Genomic DNA, 16464 nt, shown 5'->3' with positions numbered 1-16464 from the left:
TGTGAAATTAATCCTTTTAACTTATATAGTCGACAACCCATATCATGTAAACAACGGGGTGAATACAACAATGACAGATTTATTATCGGTCAAACAACTGAAAACGTCCTTTGCAACCCGTGAAGGTGAGGTACAGTCCGTCCGGGGTGTGAGTTTTACGTTAAAAGAAGGCGAAGTGGTTGGGCTGGTCGGCGAGTCCGGCAGTGGCAAAAGTGTAACTGCCCGTTCGCTGATTCGGCTGATCCAGTCGCCGGGCCGGATTACGGATGGTCAGATTCTGTTCCGTGGAGAGGATCTGCTGACCAAGTCGGACAATGAACTGCGCAAAATCCGGGGCAACCGCATCTCGATGATTTTCCAGGACCCGATGACATCACTTAATCCAGTCGTTCGTGTAGGTAAACAGATGACAGAGGTCATTCGTCGTCACCGGAAAATGGACAAGTCGGCTGCACGCAAGGAAGCGATTGAGTTGCTGCGACAAGTGGGCATTCCTTCCCCGGAAGAACGGATTGACCAATACCCACATGAGTTCAGCGGAGGCATGAGACAGCGGGTAATGATCGCCATGGCCCTGTCCTGCAAGCCGGAGTTATTGATCGCGGATGAACCGACGACAGCGCTGGATGTGACCATTCAGGCACAGATTTTGCAGCTGATGCAGGAGCTGAAAGAGTCCACGCAGACTTCCATTCTAATGATTACGCATGACCTTGGTGTCGTTGCTCAGGTCTGTACCCGAGTGATTGTGATGTACGGTGGACTCATTATGGAAGAGGGTCCAGTGGAGCGTATTTTCGCTCATCCGCAGCATCCGTATACTCAAGGATTGCTGCGCTCCATTCCGAAGCACGGCGAGGAGGGTGGACGCCAGCGGCTGGCAACCATTGAAGGTACACCGCCCAATCTGCTTCATCCACCAACTGGATGTCCGTTTATGGAACGTTGCCCACACGCCATGGAAGTATGCAAACAGATGCCTGCGTATACCGAGACTGCACCTGGTCATCGAGCGCTATGCTGGTTGCTGGACGATGAGGGTCGGGAACAACAACAAGTACAAACAGGAGCATCGTCAGAGGAGGTGGAGAAATGAGTACAGGAATCGATCAGCGTGAAGTGCTGCTGGACGTGCGTGGCCTGAAAAAACATTTTCCGGTACGTGGTGCTGGCAAAGGCAAAGACGTCGTGAAAGCCGTGGATAACGTCAGTTTTCATATTCACAAGGGAGAAACGTTCGGACTGGTCGGTGAATCCGGCTGTGGCAAATCAACGACTGGACGCAGCATCGTAAGACTCTACGATGTGACGGACGGAAGCATTATGTTTGGCGGACAGGACGTTGCGAAGATGAATGAACGCCAGTTGAAGCCTTTTCGCAAACGGATGCAGACGATTTTTCAGGACCCCTATTCTTCACTAAATCCGGGTATGAATGTCCTGCAGATTATTAGTGAACCCATGGAAATTCATAATTATGCTTCCAAGGCAGAGATGAAGGGGCGGGCGCTTGACCTGATGAACCGTGTAGGACTGAAGCCAGAGCACGCGGAGCGTTATCCACATGAATTCAGTGGAGGCCAGCGTCAGCGGATTAGCATTGCCCGTGCATTGTCGGTGAACCCGGAGTTCATTTTGTGTGATGAGCCGTTGTCTGCTCTGGATGTGTCCGTACAGGCACAGGTGGTCAATATGCTTGAAGATTTGCAGGCAGAGCTGGGACTGACCTATTTGTTCATTGCCCATGATCTGTCCATGGTACGTCACATCTCGAACCGAATCGGTGTGATGTATCGCGGTAAGCTGGTGGAAGTAGCACCAACAGAAGAACTGTACCGTAATCCGGTTCATCCGTATACCCAGGCATTGCTGGCGGCAATTCCTGTACCTGATCCAACGGTGCGGAACGTGATGCCGCCGATCTACAGTGGGGATACCGACCCATCCGCTCGAGGACGGGATGAAGAACCGGAGTGGATGGAAGTTTCACCAGGACACTTTGTATCCGGCTATCGAGACAGGATATAATGGATTAGGAATATCATGGAATAACGATATATAGTGACAGGAAGGTGTGAGTTGGATGAGTGTTGAGTTTAAGTTGTCCCAAAATACAGCCATTCGGCTGGAACAGGCTCGTAGCAAAGGCATGTCGGATGCAGCTTTGTTGGAAGCGATACAAGCCAAAGATGTGGCTGCTTTTGATGCCGTGTCTGAGGAGCACTACAGATATGATGATCTTTTCTCCTATGCGGACGAGCATGGCGAGAATCTGGAAGGTGCGGTTAAAGACGGCTACCGGATTACCTTTAACACTCGTGGTGGTCTGGGCATCTACTTGCAAAAGTCCTTCGGATTACAGCCGGAGAAAGACTTTACTGTGGGTGAAGGCATCGTAACCGGGTTGAAATTAAAGCAGGAGCAGGCAGATGTGCTATCAAAACGCCTTGCATCAAACTGGGTAATTACCGAATCCAAAGATGTACCTGAGGGCCAAGAGCTGACGTTGAAGCTGCGGGCTTTGGTTTAATGAAACAACAGACTGTCCCGTTTGCAGTGAATAACTGCGGCGGGATGGTCTTTTTTTGCAAAAATAGAGGTGGAAGATTACAATTTACATATCATTAATCGGATGGAACATAAATTTGGGATGTATTGCTTCAGGGATAGAGAGGGGACTTTCATAATGAATCAGCTAACATTTCTGGGAACCGGGGATGCGATGGGTGTTCCGCGGGTGTATTGTGATTGTGACGTCTGCACAGAAGCCCGGCTTACGGGGGTCAACCGCCGCAAACGTGCTGCTGTATTGGTCCATAGTGATGGCGAGCACGAACCTTTCATGATTGACTGTGGACCGGACTGGAGATCACAGATGGAAGACCAGGGGATGCGGATGGTGCAGACATTGCTGATCACACATGCGCATTTTGATCATATTGGAGGCTTGCCTGAATGGGCAGATGCGTGTCGCTGGTTGGGAGTAAAAGGGCAGTTGTATGCACCGCGGGAGGTGATCGCGACCATCCAAAGTCAATTTCCATGGCTCGGTCGTCATATGAATTTCCTGGAAACGGATGCGGATATCGAGCTCGGTGGATGGAAGGTGCACTCCTGGAAAGTTTGCCACGGTCATAATGGCTATTCGTATGCGTATCGATTGGAACGTGAAGGATATACCTGGGCGTATTGCTCGGATGCCATTGATCTGAAGGATTTGGAGAAGCAGCCGTTGTATGGGCTCGATCTGCTGGTACTTGGAACGAGCTTTGTTCATGAACTTGCAGAATTCTCCTCTCGCTCGGTGTACGATATGGTTGAGGCGCAGGAGCTGTTGCAGGATTTGAAGCCGGGTCAGACCTATTTTACACATATGTCTCACGACGTGGATATACGCCAGAATTATGATCTGGATCAGGGAATTACGCTGGCACTTACTGGTCTGAAGGTGGAGCTGGGAGAATAGGACAACAATGTTAAAAATAAATTCAGAAGAGCGTATCCTTTGCCGGAGGTTCTTCGTTTACATAGTGTAAGGCAATTACAGCAAGTGAATTGAAGCAAGATCAATCAGGAACCAACAAAGGGGGGCCCCAAACATGGCCTTTGTGAAGTCCGTGGATTGCAGAATCAACAGACCACATGATGATAAACAGGTTGAACCATTTAGGCATTCCGGTGTCCAAACCGGATATACGTTAGAGCAAACCATTGAAGCTGCGCTTCCGAGCCTGCTGGGTTCGTTGTACGCCTACTGTATGTCATTAACTGGTTCAGTCTGGGAGACGGAGGATCTGGTTCAGGATACATGTGTTAAAGCATTATCCTCTTCAGCTACCCGAAGAACGGGAATGACAGAGGACATGAACTGGGAAGCCTATCTCATCCGTGTTGCACGCAACACCTGGATTGACGCCATACGGAAGCGTGAGAACTTGGCAAGCAAATTGGAAAGCATGAAGCCATTTATGCAAGAATTTGAGGAAGAAGAGCGATTCGAGGAAGTCGAGTCCGCTGTTCAAATCCTTGTGGATGAACTGCCACCGTGGCAGCGAGCGATATATATGTTACGTGATCTGATGGGATACACGACGGTAGAGACTGCTGAACTGTTGGATACGACGGAAGGGGCGGTCAAAGCTGCCCTGAGTCGTGCCCGCTCTGCTCTGGCGAAAGTGAGGCACAGCCTGAACGAAACGGATGCTGATCAGACCAATCAATTGGAAGAGTATCAGCAAAATCGGGAGGAACTGCGCAGCTATTTACTGGCGTTCCGCAGCGGTGATACAGCCCGTTTAATTGATTTATGCCTGAATCAGACCGATGATCCGATGGCTGTGGCGGGAACGATTTTGCAGCAGACTCTGCCGTCTCACTCGATGCAGCCAGTGATGTACAGTTATTCAAGCTCCGGTACGAATTCAATGTTGTATGGGGGAGGATATACGGTCAGCATGGTTGCATAAACCGGGGAGGCAAAATGCATGAACGTGGTACCTTATGTTGTTGAACAGACAGCCCGCGGAGAGCGGAGCTATGATATTTATTCCCGTTTGCTGAAAGATCGGATCATTATGGTATCCGGGGAAATTGAGGATCAGATGGCGAATGCCATCGTAGCCCAATTGTTGTTTCTGACCGCAGAGGACCCGGAGAAGGATATTCAGATGTATATCAACAGTCCTGGTGGTTCCGTGACTGCCGGATTCTCCATCTATGACACGATGCAATTCGTGAAACCTGACATTTCTACGATTTGCACAGGCATGGCGGCTAGCTTTGGTACGATCCTGCTGGTTGGTGGGACAAAAGGGAAACGGCTGGCGTTGCCGAATAGCGAAATTATGATTCACCAGCCGCTTGGCGGAACACGGGGGCAGGCCTCGGATATGTTGATTCATGCCAACCGGATTATCCAGCACCGTCAGCGCCTCAATAAGCTGCTTGCCGATCATACGGGACAGCCGATGGAGCGGATTGAAAAGGATACCGACAGAGATTATTTCCTGACCGCTGCGGAAGCCGTCGAGTATGGTCTTGTGGATAAGGTGATATCCAGTACGTAAGAAAAAAAGGTGCCATTCGTCCCAATAAACAGCGACTAAAAAAAGCAAGAAAAATGAACAACAAAGTAGCCCGGGAGGTCATTCGACTTTTCGGGCTACTTTGCTGTCTTGTCAGTATTGGGAAAAAATTGAATGATTATTGACTCAGCCCATGTATAGTGTATATATTATATATATACACTATACATGGGCTGGATTGAAACCAGTGAGGTGAGAGAACATGAACATACTAATATCAAACGCATCAAGCGATCCCATCTACATGCAGATTCTGACCCAGATTAGACAGAGCATTTTAAGCGGGGAACTGGTTGCAGGGGAGAGTCTCCCCTCCATCCGTCAACTTGCGAAGGATCTGCAGGTCAGTGTAATTACTACCAAACGTGTCTATGAAGAACTGGAGAAAGAGAAACTGATTGATTCTGTCGTAGGCAAAGGCTCCTTTGTTTCCGGGGCCAATCAGGAGTTTATTCGGGAACAGCGGCTGAAACGGATCGAAGATAAAATGCTCGATATCCTTCGTGAGAGCAAGGAACTGGGCATGAGTGTTCAAGATGTAGTTAAGCATTTTACGTTGCTAGTTGAGGAGGAAGAAGCATGATGAACGCAATTGAGTTGCGCAACCTATCCAAAACGTACCCCTTATTCAAGCTGGATCAGATCACTTTGGATGTAAAACAAGGTTATATTACCGGACTTATCGGCCCGAATGGGGCGGGGAAAAGCACACTGATCAACCTGATCACCGGCTTGATTCGTCCGGACTCCGGGAGTATCAAAACATTGGGAAAAGAGATGCCTGCTCAGGAAGTTAACGTCAAAGAACGCATTGGCATTGTTTCAGATGAATGTTTCTATTACGAGCATCTTACGATCCGTGAAATGAAAAGCATGATAGCTCCTTTTTATAAGAAATGGGATGAGAAGCAATTTAACAACTACCTGGAGCAATTCGAATTATCTCCCAAAAAGAAGATTGAAGAACTATCCAAAGGCATGAAAATAAAATTTTCACTTGCTATCGCTTTATCTCACGAGGCTGAGCTACTCATCATGGATGAGCCGACATCCGGGCTTGATCCTGTGTTTCGTAGAGAACTGCTTGACCTGCTTGCAGATGTAATACAGGACGAAACCAGATCCATTATTTTTTCCACTCATATTACGACTGATTTGGAGCGTATAGCAGACTATATTGCATTTATCCATAAAGGAAAGCTTGTCTTTAATGAAGCAAAGGATGATGTGCTTGAGAGATATACGATAGTAAAGGGGGACATGAAGCTGCTTGATGCAGACACCCGAAGGAAATTTGTGGGAATCCGTGAGACAGCGGTTGGTTTTGAAGGCTTGGCAGAAAACAAGGCGGAGGCAGAACGATTATTTGGAAATTATGCTCTTTTACATAGACCCTCCCTCGAAGACCTTATCTATTTTACGGCCAAGGGGGAAAAGCATCATGCTTAACTTGCTTCGCAAAGATTATATCGCTTTGAAAAGCTCGCTATGGTCCATCCTTTTTTATTTTGTTGTATTCAGTGTCGCATTTATCCCGACAGTGGAAATGTCGATGTATTTTGTAGGGATCTATACCGCTTTCGGTTCGATTATGCTTGCAACCATGATTGATATCAAAAACCATAATCATAAATTTCTTGTCACGCTCCCGCTTAGCCGCAGAAACATTGTGCAAGCGAAGTATCTGTCTGCCATTCTCTATACGCTTTTTGGAGTTTTCGCTTCGTCAGGAGCTCACTGGCTTGTTAACTTTCTTTTTCCTGAACTGAACAAGCCCGACTTATCGGTGCTGGACATCCTGATTTCGGTTGGAATGGTGCTGGTTTTAATTTCAATCTATATGCCTCTTTTTTACGCCCTTAGTAAAAAGGGAGCGGGAATAATTAATACGGTTTTCATGATCGTTCTTATTATTTTAGCGCAACCTGTTGCCTCGCTCATGAATATGGCAGGCGAGAACGGAATGGCTCGTGCTTCGGTTTATGTTTTTGTTTCAATTTGCATTCTTCTGTTGTTCATTGCCTCCTATTTTGTAACGGTCCGTCTGTTTGCAAGGAAGGATCTATAGGAAGAATGGAGAGGGATTTCAATAAAAAACAATGATCTAACTAACTTTATCAGTCGAGAACAGAAGCAGCCCAAAAAGTCGCCATACGGCGACTTTTTATGTTACAGAAGATTTATAATTTGCGACCTGCTAGACAAGCTATCGTTAATCTGCAAATGCAGATTTTGCAAAAGTGTCATCACGTATTTTCAGCTAATGCAATGAGTCTGCTCATGCCTTCCCTGATTTGCTGCTCGTGAGCATAGGAGAAGGAGAGACGCAGTTTGCGACTGGCGTTCGCATCCGATGGATCGAATACCGTTCCCGGTACAAAAGCGACGGAATGTTCCATGCATCGGTGAAGCAAGTGCCCCGTATCTATACCTTCCGGAAGCTCCGCCCAGATGTTGAGTCCACCCTCAGGACGAGTCCACGTCCAATTGGTTTGTTGAAGGCACTGTTCCATTACTTCCATCCGCAGTTGAATGGCGGTACGCAGCTTGGACAAGTGCTGGTGCATGCGTGGCGACTGGAAATAACGAAGGAACAGCTTCTGATTCAGCAGAGGTGATCCGTTATCTGTCAGTGCTTTTACGGCCTGTAATCCTGGCATGAATCGGGGGCGGCACATTATGGCGGCAATCCGCAGACCCGGCACGACATATTTGCTATAGCTGCGAATATAGAGTGTATGCCCTGTAGTATCGTATGTGAAGATTGGCGCAGGAGGTTTTTCCTTGAAATAGATATCATAGGTGCTGTCGTCTTCCACCAGAAAACATCCGTACTGTTCCGCCAATTCAGGCAGTTGTTTGCGCTGCTCAGTCGGAATATTGATGCCCGTAGGGTTTTGGAAGGTCGGCGTCATATAAAATACTCTTGGCTTTTCCTGCTTCATCAGGCGTTCAATCTGTTCTAAATCGTAGCCATCAGGATGAATATCCGTAAAAATTAACTTGGCACCCTGTTTGCGAAAAATTTCCATCGCAGGGCCGTACGTTGGCCTCTCCATGAGCACACGGTCACCGGGTCTGACGAGACTTCGGGAGATTACATCAATGGCCTGCTGTGCACCTGAAGTAATCAGCACTTCATCTGCCGAGATGTAGAAACGTTCCTTTGTCGTCAGATGGCTTGCCAGGGCACTACGTAGCTCCAGATCTCCCTGAATAGTGGAGTATGTGCCAAGCAAACGAGGGTAAAGATCCAGTAAATCCCGCATCAATTCTCCCCAATATCGGTTGGGTAGCAGGGCGGGGTCGATCAATGACTTGGAAAATTGGTACTCCGCCTCAAGGGATTGCACGCGGGCAAGTGAATCCCAATGCAGCCAGGCAGACACGGCCGGGTCATCGGCCTGATCGGTCACGGGAGAAGGGTCAGCAGGACTGACATAATAACCGGACTTATCCTTGACGTAAACGTTCCCGCGTTCCTTTAATTCCTGATAGGCCTTAAAAACGGTGAGACGATGTACACCGAGCAGCTCGGACAGGCTGCGCACGGACGGCAGTTTCTCATGCTCTTTCCACTCTCCGGCCTCGATCCGTACAACCAGATAATGTACCACTTGCTCATATAGTTTCAGGCTGTTATCTGTCATCAACATGGCTTTGCCCACCCGGCTCACGCTCCTTTTGAACTCCATTGTAACAGCAAACGGGAACTAACTGTTCTGTTTTATTCATTCTGTTCTGTAGACAGTGCTATATGATGGAGAACAGATGAAGGAGGGGCTAGCATGGTTGCAGTAGCATTTACCGTAATGTGTCTTATTTTTGGAACAACGTTTCTAGCGATTAAAATTGGCGTGGAGGCAGGCATGCCACCTTTTCTGTCGGCCGGACTGCGCTTTATCATTGCAGGTGCTCTAATGTTTGCATGGATGTGGATGAAAGGGAAAGTGAACCTGTCTTTATTATGGCGGAAAGAGATGCTCTTGACGGGGGCGGGACTGACATTTGGTACGTTTGCGACCTTGTATTGGGCTGAACAATATGTGAGCTCCGGTGTTGGTGCGATTCTGTCAGCAACAGGTCCACTGATGATTATGGTGATGCAGACAGCGCTGTTGCGTCAAAAAACGTCTGCACGCATGATTGCGGGCTGCCTGATTGGTTTTGCCGGAGTTATCCTCGTTGTATTGCCTGGTGTATCCATTGGTGGTAATTCCCTGTGGTTATGGGGCTGTATTGCCGTATTGGTGGGTGAAGTCTGTTATTCGGCAGGTGCGTTGTACTCCAAAAAGGTCATTAACCAGTTTAAGGAGGCTAGTCCTGTAGCAATCAATGCGGTTCAAATGATGTACGGAGGTTTGCTGTTATCTGCGCTTTCGGCGGTGACCGAATCGTGGAACACAACTGGACTGGATTGGATGCCAGCGGTATCATCTCTGATCTATCTGACGGTAATCGGTTCGATGGTCGGGCACAGCTTGTTCTACTGGATCATGTCTCGTACCAACCCGTTATTCCCAGCGACCTGGTTATACATTTCTCCTCCGATTGCGGTCGGGCTTGGGGCGGTTCTCTACAATGAACATGTAAGCTGGATTACATGGTTAGGCGTTGCGCTGATCGTTTCAGGTTTGCTGGCGATGAATGAGAAAGTGATGGGGTGGCTTAAAAAGGGAAAACGTACAACTTCATTGGGTCAGACTTCCAAATCCATGGTAAAATAGGGAATATATATTTTACGCAGGAATGAGGCGAGTCATCCATTTGAATAGACAGGGGCTCGGTGCTGTTTTATTGTTTGCGGGAATCGTGCTCTATGGCATGATACATATTGGGACCATAATGCATTTACCTGACGTAACGATCTGGTCCAATCAGTGGGGGCGTTATTTGCAATCTGCTTTTGAAACGGGTGGCATCATTGGACTTATTTTGGCCATTCTTTTATTCATTATAGGAGTTACGCTCCTGCTCCCTTGGCCATTAGCCGATTTATCCCAAGGGAGATTAATGAAGGAGATCAGTGAGCGGAATCGTGAATTTGACGAGAAGTATGGTAATCAGAATAATTAACAGTTTTATCACAGAAACAGCCCTGCACAAGCGATTCATCACCGTGCAGGGCTGTTTCATTGTATCTTGAAATAACATGTTTTATATAGATTTGACTTCTTAAAAAGCTTACTCTGCGTTCAGCACAAACTTCTCAATCACTTGCTTCACGCCGTCTTCGTTATTGCTCGCGGTAATGTAATCTGCCAGCTCTTTCAGAGCAGGGATGGCATTCCCCATCGCTACTCCAAGACCAGCAACTTCCAGCATCTCATGGTCATTCCAGGAATCCCCGATGGCAATGCACTCGCTCAATTGGTGACCGAAGTGATCTGCCAGGAAGGTGAGTGCATGGCCTTTCGTTCCTTCGCGGTGCATGATTTCAAGGAAGTATGGCTTGGACTTGGTGATGTGTACTTCTGATCCGAGCAGTTCGCGCAGGGCAACCGCAACCTCATCGAGGTAATCCGGCTCATCGATGATGAGCAGTTTCGGTGTTTTTTGCTCGATCACTTTGATGAAATCTGGTTCAATGTGGTACTGAGTACCATTCAGTTTGGCGTAGTCACGCAGCTTGTCGTTTTCTTCACGGGCATACAGCTTGTCGTCAATGTACGTTTGCAGGTGCAGATTATGCTCCAGGCAGTAGTCGTATAATTTGCGGGAAGCGTCCTGTGGAACGTAGCGCTCGTAGAGTACTTTTTCGTCCAGCAAGTTTTTCACCAAAGCGCCTTGATACGTAATGATTGGCACGTTCAGCTTCGTTTGACGAGCGAGTGCTTGGGCAGAAGCATAAGCACGTCCAGTTGCCAGTGTTACAACGACACCATGAGCTACCGCTTGTTCCAGGGCAGTCTGTGTTGCAGGCGTTACTTCCTTGTTATCGTTGATCAGGGTATCATCAATGTCAATTGCGATTAATTTGTAGGTCATCTGTGTTTCTCTCCTTTTTTATCTGTATCTATAACAACGAACGAATAGATAGCATTACACGAGGCCACTCCGACTGCAGATTCATCTTTCGATCGCTGTTATCCCCGGATTTTATTGAATCCATTCCCCAGAGGGGAAATCCGGGGATAAAGGCGAACGCTTCGCTTCTTCAGATTGATTCTGCCTTCTCCGTTAACGTGTAATTCTGGAATTCGTTCTAAAATTATATTCACATCTTAATTTTATTCTTCAAGGAAAATGAGGCCAATAAAGTCCTCCAGCTCCAGGTTACCGAAGTAATGTTTTACATCCAGACCCTCAAGTGCAGTACGCACCTCAGATTCCTCGTAACGCTTGCCACGCAGCATATCTTCGATATCTGCTACATCGCCTACGCCGAAGAAATCACCAAAGATTTTGATATCTTCAATCCGTCCATCTTTGATATTCATGCGCAAATCGATGATGCCGACAGGGAATTTACGGGTATGCTTCACATTGCTTTCTGGAGAAAGCCCGTAGTTCCAGTCCCAATTGTTATAACGCTCAGCAGAGATTTCGTTGATCTTGTCCCAGTCTTTCTCTGTGAGTTCATATTGAGGAACATCTTGTGGCTCCATACGGAAAATGTGGCGCAACAGCTCGTCCCGGAATTGTTCTATGGTCAGATTGCTGTCGATAAGATCACGAATATTCGCAACACGACTGCGTACGGATTTGGTGCTCTTGGACTTGAACTTCTCCGGATTAACGTTGAGTGAAGCCTGTACGTGGTCGAGGTTCAGGTTGAACATCAATGTGCCGTGACTGAACATACGGCCACGCGTAGAGAATTGGGCGTTGCCCGAAATTTTCTTCTCTCCGACTTGCAGATCGTTACGTCCCGTCAGTTCGGCATTAACTCCGAGCTCTTGCAGGGCTTCCACCACAGGCTGCGTGAATTTGCGGAAGTTATGGAAGGATTGTCCGTCATCTTTGGTAATAAAGCTGAAATTGAGGTTGCCCAGATCGTGATAAACGGCTCCGCCTCCCGAAAGACGACGTACGACTTGAACACCGTTATCCTGAACATACTCAATGTTGATCTCTTCAATGGTATTCTGGTGTTTTCCGATAATAATGGACGGGCGGTTGATGTAAAACAGCAAATAACTGTCATCCATCGGCAGATGCTTCAGAATGTATTCCTCGATGGCGAGGTTTACAGAAGGATCTGTAATGCCCTGGTTATCAACAAACAGCATGGTCATTCCTCCATTAATGTATGTGAGGGATGTATATCCCTTATGTAGTGATGCTTTACGGAATCGAAATTCCTTCTCTATTGTAAACGAATTGTCGAAAGGACACAAAGAAATTGAAGCCGCAAAGGGCTTGAATAGTCAAATCAGGATTGACCCCTGGCTGCCACGACATCCATAATAAAAAGGACATGCAGAAAGGATGACGGACAGGATGACCGGTTTAATTGAAGTTTTCGGACATGGCGGTGATGTGGAGACGGCCGCGGCACGTTTTGGAGGGAATCCTGTGGATTTCCTCGATTTTAGCGCAAACATTAATCCTCTGGGTCCACCACGGGAAGTGCTAAAGGCTCTGGAGCAAGGAATGCATACGGTACTTCGTTACCCCGATCCGGGTCATCGGGCGTTCAAAATGTTGCTTAGTGACCGACTGGGTTTAACCCCGGATCACATATCTGTGGGTAACGGGGCGGCGGAAAGCATGGCTCTAATCTTACTGGGACTCGCGCCTCGTAGAGTAGGTACTGTAGAGCCCGGCTTTTCGGAGTACAGCACATTATCCAGACAATTTAGAGCAGAAGTCCACCGTGTTCAAGGACGGGAAGAACTGGACTGGCGAGCAGAACCGGAAGATATTGAGAAGCTGATGGAGCGGGTGGACCTGCTGTTCCTTGGACAGCCCAACAACCCCAATGGGGTTCAGTATCCGGTGGACGTTCTACAAAGGCTTGCTCGTAATGCAGAGACAACAGGCACAATATTGGTTGTCGATGAGGCATTTATCGATTTTATTCCTGAATCACAGCGGCAATCGCTTGCATCCAACTTGAAAGAGTATCCGCAAGTGATCATCATTCGTTCCATGACCAAGTTTTATGCGATTCCAGGCCTGCGTCTGGGTTATGCGATGGGGCGTCCCGAACTGATTCGTGCCATGACAGAGAAACAGGTCACCTGGAGTGTGAATGGACTTGCACTGATCGCAGGAGAAGCCTGTCTACGCAGTGGGGAAAATTTTGAACAGGAGACATTGGCACTGGTGTCACACGAGCGAAAGAGATTAACGGAAGGTCTGGAAGCTTTGGGATGTAAGGTAACGCGAGGGGAAGCGAACTTTATACTGGCAGCTCTTCCAGAACCATGGACAGCGACATCCATGCAGGCTGCTCTCGGTGAACGGGGAATACTGATCCGAAGCTGCGCGATGTATCCCGGACTTGGGGAACGACATGTACGTTTTGCGGTTAAGGACGCAGAGGCTAACGGACGTATGCTGGAAACCATGGGAAGCGTAATTACGCCTAATCCGACAACCGGGTTAGAGGCAGGGGGACAAAGCGATGGCACTGCCATTCTATAATTATTACTCCCATGTACTAAAGGACCAGAACGAATACAGATCTTCTGTGTGGCCTGGATTACATGTCTCCGCACATGAGCGGCATATTAAAGCGTCCAGTCCTTCTGCTGTAACAGCCCTTTCCAGTGCCGTGTATGGAGGGGGCATGATTGAACTGGATCGTATATTCAACATCTATGTGGACAGACATTATCGCTGTGACGATCCACCACGTGATATTGCTGATCTGTTGAGTGAATGGCAGGAGCCACAGGATCAATGTGCCGGTCTTCTGACTGCGGTTCGATTGGAGCACACAGCGATCCAGGAATACGAAAGTGATGATTTCGGATTACTTTGCTGCACTACAGCAGGGGTATCCAATGCTGCACGGGCAGGTTCTGCAAGAACCGTATTTGATGCTGCGGGGAATAAGATGAGCAATGGGACGGTGTCCCAGAAAATTGGGAAGGTTTCGGCTTCAACCTATACTCCCGGTACGATCAATATCATGTTGTGGATGAATGGGCGTATGACTGCTGGAGCGATGGTGAATGCCATTCAGACTGCGGTGGAGGCGAAGGCCGCTGCGTTAGCTGATTTCGGTGTGGCGGATTCAGAGAATGGTCTGACTGCAACCGGAACAACAACGGATGCCATCGTACTCGCGGTAAGTCAGGCTGATGTAAATAAACCGCTCATCAGTTACGCCGGGACGGCTACAGTCATGGGTGCAGCGATTGGCAGGCTGGTGTATGACACAATAACGGAAAGCCTGCAAGCCGCGCAGGAGTGGAAAGAGAGGAATAACAAGCAATGACATCTCTGCTGCATCAATGGGCTTCCTGGCCGATCTGGACGGGAATGGCTGGAGCCTGGATTATTATAGGAGCATACATATTGGATCGCTGCATCGGTGATCCACGCTGGATTCCCCACCCGGTGATTGGCATGGGAAAGGCCATCTCTGCACTGGAGCGGGCGATAAGGTCGCGGGTGGACTCGAACCAGGCTCTCAAAAGAGCTGGCGTTGTATTTCCCCTTTTGATTGCAGGCGGTTCTTTTGCACTGACTTGGGGATTAATCTATGTGCTGGGTCTTATTCATCCCGCTGTTTCGGTTGTGGCAGAAGTGGCGCTAATAGCAACCACCATTGCCTCGAAAGGTTTGAAGGATGCAGGCATGGAAGTTTACCGCCATCTGAGTCAACAGGACTGGCCTGCGGCGAGACGTTCACTGGGTATGATTGTAGGACGTGATACGGCTCATCTGGATGAACCGGAGATTGTACGGGGAACGGTGGAGACTGTGGCGGAGAATATCGTGGATGCTATCGTCTCTCCACTGTTCTATGCCCTGATTGGTGGTGCACCCCTTGCCATGGCCTATCGGGCGGTGAATACACTGGATTCCATGGTAGGTTATAAAAATAAAAAATATCTGCATCTCGGCTGGGCGTCTGCCCGTCTGGATGATTGGGCCAATTGGATTCCCGCGCGGCTTACCGCCTTGCTGTTGATTATAGGAGCCTGGTTCATGAAGATGGATGCCAGAGGGGCTGCACGTATGGTGTCCCGGGATGCACGACTGCACCCAAGCCCAAATAGCGGTTTCCCCGAGTCGGCGGTGGCTGGAGCGCTGGGCATAAGACTTGGCGGGCATAACGTATATCACGGCGTGGCTTCATTTCGCGCATATATGGGCGAGCCTACAAGGCGGATGGAAGCAGAAGATATTGTACGAACAACACGGCTTATGTTCTGGTCGGCAGGTTCTTTTGTTTTAGTATGTTGGTTGGTCACCTTAGGGATATGGTCTGCTGGAGGTGCACTGTTATGGAGATAGAAGCTGGACCTAGTGGCATGCAAAGTCGTGAGCTTATTTTGATACGTCACGGGACAACGGCGTGGAATTTGGAAAAAAGATATCTAGGGCATTCCGACATCGGACTGTTGCCCGGAGCAGAGCAGGAGCTATCTTCGCTGCGTGAGCAATTCAGCAATATCACATGCGAAGCCCTGTATTGCAGTGATCTGCTGCGTTGTCAGCAGACACTTACACACATTGCGCCGTCCCAAGCGGGACAGGCCAAGCTTGATCCCCGACTAAGGGAGATTGACTTTGGTCAGTGGGAGGGGTTGACCTACGATCAGCTCAAGGACAATCCGCAGTACCGAGACTGGATCGATGCGCCCCAGGAGGTAACGCCACAGAGTGGCGAGCCTTGGACAGCATTTACTGCGCGGATTGATTCATTTCTGAAAGAGAGTCTGATGTCCTTTTCACCAATACTGCACTCTCGCAGCTTAAACGTGCCAAAGATAGCCGTAATTACACATGGCGGTGTTATTCGTTATATGGTATCACGTCTCATTCCAGATCAAGGATTTTGGGATACGCAGGTGATACCAGGACAAGCGATCAAGATCCGGCTGGATGGTGATGGGGACAACTGGGTTGGAACCAGATTGACTTTTCCGTAAATCGGGTTGTAAGGATGTACAATATAACCTATAATCACAACAGAAGTGTGACTTAGCAAGTGCGTTATTGATGGAGGCTCAACAAGCTCTAGCAAGGATGCAAGATGCTCACTTGAATGGTTGAACAATATTAGCGACCAAGGGTCCCGCGTGCATGCAGCAATGTTTCATGGGTTCATATGAGGCCATGAACGGCAAACGGGTGAAATAGGGAAGCCGGTGTAAATCCGGCACGGTCCCGCCACTGTAAATCAGGATGAATTCCTGTAAGTCAGGTTACCTGCCCTGGACGTATAAACCGGTGTTCCTTCGAGGAAAGGACAGCG

18 protein-coding genes and 1 riboswitch are annotated in these 16464 nt (G+C 48.4%); of the genes, 15 read left to right on the top strand and 3 right to left on the bottom strand.

Annotated elements, in window-relative coordinates; genetic code table 11:
* Window positions 1–70: 70 nt before the first annotated feature.
* The 9 genes from ACR1R9_RS20065 (at window position 71) to ACR1R9_RS20025 (ending at window position 7152) form a co-directional block, all read left to right on the top strand.
* Window positions 71–1096 carry an ABC transporter ATP-binding protein gene (locus ACR1R9_RS20065; protein WP_099855258.1) on the top strand — a complete coding sequence of 342 codons (1026 nt, stop codon included), beginning with the start codon at window positions 71–73 and terminating at the stop codon, window positions 1094–1096.
* The gene (locus ACR1R9_RS20060) at window positions 1093–2028 is read left to right on the top strand and encodes an ABC transporter ATP-binding protein (protein WP_063564391.1); all 936 of its coding nucleotides are present in this window, start codon (window positions 1093–1095) and stop codon (window positions 2026–2028) included. Before ACR1R9_RS20065 ends, ACR1R9_RS20060 begins: the two co-directional genes overlap by 4 nt.
* Window positions 2029–2083: 55 nt before the next feature.
* Window positions 2084–2530, top strand: a complete 447-nt coding sequence (locus ACR1R9_RS20055; RefSeq protein ID WP_076291740.1) for a hypothetical protein — start codon at window positions 2084–2086, stop codon at window positions 2528–2530.
* A gap of 156 nt (window positions 2531–2686) precedes the next feature.
* The gene (locus ACR1R9_RS20050) at window positions 2687–3466 is read left to right on the top strand and encodes an MBL fold metallo-hydrolase (RefSeq protein ID WP_099855254.1); all 780 of its coding nucleotides are present in this window, start codon (window positions 2687–2689) and stop codon (window positions 3464–3466) included.
* 133 nt (window positions 3467–3599) lie between these two features.
* A complete protein-coding gene (locus ACR1R9_RS20045; protein WP_326065080.1) occupies window positions 3600–4466 on the top strand; it encodes an RNA polymerase sigma factor in 867 nt (288 codons plus the stop codon).
* A gap of 18 nt (window positions 4467–4484) precedes the next feature.
* Window positions 4485–5066, top strand: a complete 582-nt coding sequence (gene clpP / locus ACR1R9_RS20040; RefSeq protein ID WP_062326868.1) for an ATP-dependent Clp endopeptidase proteolytic subunit ClpP — start codon at window positions 4485–4487, stop codon at window positions 5064–5066.
* Window positions 5067–5286: 220 nt separating this feature from the next.
* Entirely contained in the window at window positions 5287–5667 is a 381-nt protein-coding gene (locus ACR1R9_RS20035; RefSeq protein WP_063564387.1) for a GntR family transcriptional regulator, read from the top strand.
* Window positions 5667–6533 (top strand): ABC transporter ATP-binding protein, encoded by an 867-nt coding sequence (locus ACR1R9_RS20030; protein ID WP_433923678.1) that lies wholly within the window; start codon window positions 5667–5669, stop codon window positions 6531–6533. The genes ACR1R9_RS20035 and ACR1R9_RS20030 overlap by 1 nt, the downstream gene beginning before the upstream one ends.
* On the top strand, window positions 6526–7152 hold the full coding sequence (locus ACR1R9_RS20025) for an ABC-2 transporter permease (protein ID WP_310852264.1): 627 nt from the start codon (window positions 6526–6528) through the stop codon (window positions 7150–7152). Before ACR1R9_RS20030 ends, ACR1R9_RS20025 begins: the two co-directional genes overlap by 8 nt.
* A gap of 178 nt (window positions 7153–7330) precedes the next feature.
* Here the strand turns inward: ACR1R9_RS20025 and ACR1R9_RS20020 are convergent, their stop codons facing one another.
* On the bottom strand, window positions 7331–8752 hold the full coding sequence (locus tag ACR1R9_RS20020; protein WP_326065081.1) for a PLP-dependent aminotransferase family protein: 1422 nt from the start codon (window positions 8750–8752) through the stop codon (window positions 7331–7333).
* Window positions 8753–8872: 120 nt separating this feature from the next.
* Here ACR1R9_RS20020 and ACR1R9_RS20015 point away from each other — a divergent pair, with 120 nt between their 5' ends.
* Together ACR1R9_RS20015 and ACR1R9_RS20010 are read left to right on the top strand one after the other, a co-directional pair.
* Window positions 8873–9811 carry a DMT family transporter gene (locus ACR1R9_RS20015; RefSeq protein WP_076291745.1) on the top strand — a complete coding sequence of 313 codons (939 nt, stop codon included), beginning with the start codon at window positions 8873–8875 and terminating at the stop codon, window positions 9809–9811.
* A gap of 40 nt (window positions 9812–9851) precedes the next feature.
* Complete coding sequence (locus tag ACR1R9_RS20010; RefSeq protein ID WP_433922889.1) at window positions 9852–10160, top strand: hypothetical protein; 309 nt, start codon at window positions 9852–9854, stop codon at window positions 10158–10160.
* A 108-nt stretch (window positions 10161–10268) separates the two neighbouring features.
* Here the strand turns inward: ACR1R9_RS20010 and ACR1R9_RS20005 are convergent, their stop codons facing one another.
* Window positions 10269–11072, bottom strand: coding sequence for a Cof-type HAD-IIB family hydrolase (locus ACR1R9_RS20005; protein WP_076291747.1), 804 nt, complete (start codon window positions 11070–11072; stop codon window positions 10269–10271).
* 242 nt (window positions 11073–11314) lie between these two features.
* On the bottom strand, window positions 11315–12316 hold the full coding sequence (locus tag ACR1R9_RS20000; protein WP_063564381.1) for a lipoate--protein ligase: 1002 nt from the start codon (window positions 12314–12316) through the stop codon (window positions 11315–11317).
* Window positions 12317–12527: 211 nt separating this feature from the next.
* On the opposite strand from ACR1R9_RS20000, the gene cobD reads away from it, so the two are divergent.
* The 4 genes from cobD to ACR1R9_RS19980 are packed head-to-tail and all read left to right on the top strand — an operon-like array spanning window position 12528 to window position 16138.
* Window positions 12528–13676, top strand: a complete 1149-nt coding sequence (gene cobD / locus ACR1R9_RS19995) for a threonine-phosphate decarboxylase CobD (protein WP_433922890.1) — start codon at window positions 12528–12530, stop codon at window positions 13674–13676.
* The gene (locus ACR1R9_RS19990) at window positions 13657–14475 is read left to right on the top strand and encodes an adenosylcobinamide amidohydrolase (RefSeq protein WP_433922891.1); all 819 of its coding nucleotides are present in this window, start codon (window positions 13657–13659) and stop codon (window positions 14473–14475) included. The genes cobD and ACR1R9_RS19990 overlap by 20 nt, the downstream gene beginning before the upstream one ends.
* 44 nt (window positions 14476–14519) lie before the next feature.
* Entirely contained in the window at window positions 14520–15500 is a 981-nt protein-coding gene (gene cbiB / locus ACR1R9_RS19985; protein WP_433923679.1) for an adenosylcobinamide-phosphate synthase CbiB, read from the top strand.
* Window positions 15491–16138: a histidine phosphatase family protein gene (locus ACR1R9_RS19980; RefSeq protein WP_433922892.1), complete on the top strand. Its 648-nt coding sequence runs from the start codon at window positions 15491–15493 to the stop codon at window positions 16136–16138. Before cbiB ends, ACR1R9_RS19980 begins: the two co-directional genes overlap by 10 nt.
* A 154-nt stretch (window positions 16139–16292) precedes the next feature.
* Window positions 16293–16440, top strand: a riboswitch (cobalamin riboswitch).
* The last annotated feature ends 24 nt before the right edge of the window (window positions 16441–16464 follow it).

The organism is Paenibacillus taichungensis (genome assembly GCF_050994985.1).
Classification (GTDB): Bacteria; Bacillota; Bacilli; order Paenibacillales; family Paenibacillaceae; genus Paenibacillus; species Paenibacillus taichungensis.
This window is presented reverse-complemented; position numbering and strand designations above follow the sequence as displayed.

Excerpts from the sequence above, each read along its gene's own strand:
- ACR1R9_RS20065 (WP_099855258.1), top strand. The coding sequence starts at position 71 with ATGACAGATTTATTATCGGTCAAACAACTGAAAACGTCCTTTGCAACC.
- ACR1R9_RS20060 (WP_063564391.1), top strand. The coding sequence starts at position 1,093 with ATGAGTACAGGAATCGATCAGCGTGAAGTGCTGCTGGACGTGCGTGGC.
- ACR1R9_RS20055 (WP_076291740.1), top strand. The coding sequence starts at position 2,084 with ATGAGTGTTGAGTTTAAGTTGTCCCAAAATACAGCCATTCGGCTGGAA.
- ACR1R9_RS20050 (WP_099855254.1), top strand. The coding sequence starts at position 2,687 with ATGAATCAGCTAACATTTCTGGGAACCGGGGATGCGATGGGTGTTCCG.
- ACR1R9_RS20045 (WP_326065080.1), top strand. The coding sequence starts at position 3,600 with ATGGCCTTTGTGAAGTCCGTGGATTGCAGAATCAACAGACCACATGAT.
- clpP (WP_062326868.1), top strand. The coding sequence starts at position 4,485 with ATGAACGTGGTACCTTATGTTGTTGAACAGACAGCCCGCGGAGAGCGG.
- ACR1R9_RS20035 (WP_063564387.1), top strand. The coding sequence starts at position 5,287 with ATGAACATACTAATATCAAACGCATCAAGCGATCCCATCTACATGCAG.
- ACR1R9_RS20030 (WP_433923678.1), top strand. The coding sequence starts at position 5,667 with ATGAACGCAATTGAGTTGCGCAACCTATCCAAAACGTACCCCTTATTC.
- ACR1R9_RS20025 (WP_310852264.1), top strand. The coding sequence starts at position 6,526 with ATGCTTAACTTGCTTCGCAAAGATTATATCGCTTTGAAAAGCTCGCTA.
- ACR1R9_RS20015 (WP_076291745.1), top strand. The coding sequence starts at position 8,873 with ATGGTTGCAGTAGCATTTACCGTAATGTGTCTTATTTTTGGAACAACG.
- ACR1R9_RS20005 (WP_076291747.1), bottom strand. The coding sequence starts at position 11,072 with ATGACCTACAAATTAATCGCAATTGACATTGATGATACCCTGATCAAC.
- ACR1R9_RS20000 (WP_063564381.1), bottom strand. The coding sequence starts at position 12,316 with ATGCTGTTTGTTGATAACCAGGGCATTACAGATCCTTCTGTAAACCTC.
- cobD (WP_433922890.1), top strand. The coding sequence starts at position 12,528 with ATGACCGGTTTAATTGAAGTTTTCGGACATGGCGGTGATGTGGAGACG.
- ACR1R9_RS19990 (WP_433922891.1), top strand. The coding sequence starts at position 13,657 with ATGGCACTGCCATTCTATAATTATTACTCCCATGTACTAAAGGACCAG.
- cbiB (WP_433923679.1), top strand. The coding sequence starts at position 14,520 with ATGGCTGGAGCCTGGATTATTATAGGAGCATACATATTGGATCGCTGC.
- ACR1R9_RS19980 (WP_433922892.1), top strand. The coding sequence starts at position 15,491 with ATGGAGATAGAAGCTGGACCTAGTGGCATGCAAAGTCGTGAGCTTATT.